This is a genomic window from Parendozoicomonas verongulae, assembly GCF_009711465.1.
Classification (GTDB): domain Bacteria; phylum Pseudomonadota; class Gammaproteobacteria; order Pseudomonadales; family Endozoicomonadaceae; genus Sansalvadorimonas; species Sansalvadorimonas verongulae.
This window is the reverse complement of the sequence record NZ_SMME01000568.1, coordinates 1-1,489: the sequence shown is the minus strand read 5'-3', so window position 1 is coordinate 1,489 and position 1,489 is coordinate 1. Positions and strand designations below refer to the sequence as shown.

Genomic DNA, 1,489 nt, shown 5'->3' with positions numbered 1-1,489 from the left:
GCGACAATCAGGTTATCCAATCCCCCATTCGTCAGAACAGGTAATGCCCCTATTGTTTGAATGATGTCTTTTGGGATATTGCCATAAATCTCATAGATTTTATTCAGCACTGTTTTGGGGATCTGGTCGCGGTCTATACCATGCCGCCTGGCTGCTGAACGCCACATATCGGCTTCAGGCAATGGCTCTGCTGACTGAATAGCCTCCTTCCATAGCAGGGAGGTACAGCGTTTTGATTGTGGCCATAGCAGGCAGAGGCGGGCTTTCGGATATTTCAGCAATGAGCCATTCACCATAACTGAGGGGGGATTGCAGCAAAGCGATTCCAGAGCCTGTTGAAGCTCGGGATTTTTCTCAAGGCCAAGAATCACAACCTCCCTTCCTTGCTGAAGGGCCTGCTGGAATTGTGTGGCATTCCGGCCAAAGTGCGGAGTGCGCTCTGACCGGACATGGAGATCGTCGAACAGTTGCCCAAGGTGGGTCTGATCTGTCACCCGGATGACAAGAGGGGACGTTTCCCGTGTCTGCACCCATTCCGATATCTGTGTTTCATCACTGTAAGTGGCAGCATGCACGGCCGGATGCCTGAATATCTTTTGCTGCACATCTGTCGGGCTGTTTTCGGATAACCTCAACTGCTCTGGCTGACCTTCGGCATGGGCCAGAAAGATTTTGGGTTTCTGGCCCATGCTGTGCCCAATAGCCTGCAGCCGGTTCAGTAGCATAAACCACAGGGGTTCACTCAAGGAAGACGTGACAGTCACCGTAGCTCCGGACTGAATCTGGTTCTCTAATGCTGTGTTAAGAACGCTGTAACCCGCTTCATTGATCATGGCGGGATTCAGCCATTCCCTGAGAGTACATGGATTCACAACAATAGATTTTTCAGGGGGAGTGGTCACCCGTTCAACGGATGCCTCATACAAACTGGCCAGTTCTCCCTTACCGACACTGGCCCGGTAAAACTGAACATGGTCTGGCAGGTAACAGGTCTGGCCATTACTCTCATACCGCTTTCGCTCTTGCAGCGAGGTTATCTTCTGTTGAAACGTCAGATCGGACCAATCCGCACCCTTGAGTATTATTGCCTGCCCCGGCTGTGCCATGGCCAGCGCCCCTTGAACATGGCGTATTCTGCCCTTCGTATCCACGCCAGGTCCGCCAAAGAGAAGGCGTCTCCAGTCATGCTGCATATGACAATTAACTATGAGGGGAGGAGCTGCCGTGTGCCTGGATTCAGAATAGTCTGCCAGCGATGCGCCGTTATCGACGTCCATGGCGTCATCAGTCTGTGCAGTTACAAGGTCGTCAGTTTTCCACGTATTGCCAGGGCGATCGACACGACGCCAGAAATCAGCACCCGGAGCATTCGAGTGGGTGTGCCTCGCCCTTTGAAGCTGATTCCGGTGAGCCAGGACAATAATTTTCACATGTGTGCCCAGCGGTTGCTTTTGCTGTGCCTGTTTGCTGTAAACGCCGGGAGAATCAG

General features: G+C 52.5%; 2 protein-coding genes. One reads left to right on the top strand and one right to left on the bottom strand.

The features are described from left to right. Positions 1-1,151: hypothetical protein (locus E1189_RS22890; protein WP_230459971.1), on the bottom strand; the 1,151-nt coding region annotated here is incomplete at its 3' end. Between the two features lie 75 nt (positions 1,152-1,226). Here E1189_RS22890 and E1189_RS24770 point away from each other — a divergent pair. Further along, positions 1,227-1,489: hypothetical protein (locus E1189_RS24770; RefSeq protein ID WP_230459970.1), on the top strand; the 263-nt coding region annotated here is incomplete at its 3' end.